The 2,500-nt window shown below is 57.7% G+C and carries 1 rRNA gene (cut by a window edge); it reads left to right on the top strand.

What is annotated here, in order from left to right:
* Window positions 1-2,473: ribosomal RNA gene (locus AOK09_RS19410) — 23S ribosomal RNA — on the top strand (it extends 649 nt beyond the left edge of the window).
* Window positions 2,474-2,500: the final 27 nt, after the last annotated feature.

Raw genomic sequence — 2,500 nt, 5'->3', positions numbered from 1 at the left:
GCCGTGACTGCGTGCCTTTTGAAGAATGAGCCTGCGAGTTTGCGGTGTGTGGCGAGGTTAACCCGTGTGGGGTAGCCGTAGCGAAAGCGAGTCCGAATAGGGCGCTATAGTCGCATGCCCAAGACCCGAAGCGGAGTGATCTAGCCATGGGCAGGGTGAAGCGCGGGTAAGACCGTGTGGAGGCCCGAACCCACCAGGGTTGAAAACCTGGGGGATGACCTGTGGTTAGGGGTGAAAGGCCAATCAAACTCCGTGATAGCTGGTTCTCCCCGAAATGCATTTAGGTGCAGCGTCGTGTGTTTCTTGCCGGAGGTAGAGCACTGGATAGGCGATGGGCCTCACCGGGTTACTGACCTTAGCCAAACTCCGAATGCCGGTAAGTGAGAGCGCGGCAGTGAGACTGCGGGGGATAAGCTCCGTGGTCGAGAGGGAAACAGCCCAGAACACCGGCTAAGGCCCCTAAGCGTGTGCTAAGTGGGAAAGGATGTGGAGTCGCAGAGACAACCAGGAGGTTGGCTTAGAAGCAGCCACCCTTGAAAGAGTGCGTAATAGCTCACTGGTCAAGTGATTCCGCGCCGACAATGTAGCGGGGCTCAAGCACACCGCCGAAGCCGTGTCACTCACACAATACTTCCAACGAAGGTGTGGGTGGGTAGGGGAGCGTCGTGTGCCGGGTGAAGCCGCCGAGGGATCGAGTGGTGGACGGTATACGAGTGAGAATGCAGGCATGAGTAGCGATACAAGAGTGGGAAACTCTTGCGCCGATTGACCAAGGGTTCCTGGGTCAAGCTGATCTGCCCAGGGTAAGTCGGGACCTAAGGCGAGGCCGACAGGCGTAGTCGATGGACAACGGGTTGATATTCCCGTACCCGCTATGAAGCGCCAGCGTCGAACCCAGTGATGCTAAGCCCGTGAAGCCGCCTCTGATCTCTTCGGAGTGAGGGGGAGTGGTGGAGCCGGTGGCCCGAGCTGGTAGTAGGTGAGCGATGGGGTGACGCAGGAAGGTAGTCCATCCCGGGCGGTGGTTGTCCCGGGGTAAGGGTGTAGGACGCAGGGTAGGCAAATCCGCCTTGCACATAGTCTGAGACCTGATGCCGAGCCGATTGTGGTGAAGTGGATGATCCTATGCTGTCGAGAAAAGCCTCTAGCGAGTTTCATGGCGGCCCGTACCCCAAACCGACTCAGGTGGTCAGGTAGAGAATACCGAGGCGTTCGGGTGAACCGTGGTTAAGGAACTCGGCAAAATGCCCCCGTAACTTCGGGAGAAGGGGGGCCATTGCTGGTGAGGGGACGTGCTTCCCGAGCTGGTGGTGGCCGCAGAGACCAGCGAGAAGCGACTGTTTACTAAAAACACAGGTCCGTGCGAAGCCGTAAGGCGATGTATACGGACTGACGCCTGCCCGGTGCTGGAACGTTAAGGGGACCGGTTAGTCTCGATTCGTCGGGGCGAAGCTGAGAACTTAAGCGCCAGTAAACGGCGGTGGTAACTATAACCATCCTAAGGTAGCGAAATTCCTTGTCGGGTAAGTTCCGACCTGCACGAATGGCGTAACGACTTCTCGACTGTCTCAACCACGGGCCCGGTGAAATTGCATTACGAGTAAAGATGCTCGTTTCGCGCAGCAGGACGGAAAGACCCCGGGACCTTTACTACAGCTTGATATTGGTGTTCGGTTCGGCTTGTGTAGGATAGGTGGGAGACTGTGAAGCTGTGACGCCAGTCATGGTGGAGTCATCGTTGAAATACCACTCTGGTCGTGCTGGATGTCTAACCTGGGTCCGTGATCCGGATCAGGGACAGTGTCTGGTGGGTAGTTTAACTGGGGCGGTTGCCTCCTAAAGGGTAACGGAGGCGCCCAAAGGTTCCCTCAGCCTGGTTGGCAATCAGGTGTTGAGTGTAAGTGCACAAGGGAGCTTGACTGTGAGACCGACGGGTCGAGCAGGTGCGAAAGCAGGGACTAGTGATCCGGCGGTGGCTTGTGGAAGCGCCGTCGCTCAACGGATAAAAGGTACCCCGGGGATAACAGGCTGATCTTCCCCAAGAGTCCATATCGACGGGATGGTTTGGCACCTCGATGTCGGCTCGTCGCATCCTGGGGCTGGAGTAGGTCCCAAGGGTTGGGCTGTTCGCCCATTAAAGCGGTACGCGAGCTGGGTTTAGAACGTCGTGAGACAGTTCGGTCCCTATCCGCTGTGCGCGTAGGAGTCTTGAGAAGGGCTGTCCCTAGTACGAGAGGACCGGGACGGACGGACCTCTGGTGTGCCAGTTGTTCTGCCAAGGGCATGGCTGGTTGGCTACGTTCGGGAGGGATAACCGCTGAAAGCATCTAAGCGGGAAGCCTGCTTCGAGATGAGGGCTCCCACCACCTTGAGTGGGTAAGGCTCCCTATAGACGATGGGGTTGATAGGCCGGGTGTGGAAGCCCAGTAATGGGTGGAGCTGACCGGTACTAATAGGCCGAGGGCTTGTCCATAGTTGCTACGCGTCCACTGTGTTGTTC

The organism is Peterkaempfera griseoplana, from assembly GCF_001418575.1.
Classification (GTDB): Bacteria; Actinomycetota; Actinomycetes; order Streptomycetales; family Streptomycetaceae; genus Peterkaempfera; species Peterkaempfera griseoplana.
This window is presented reverse-complemented; position numbering and strand designations above follow the sequence as displayed.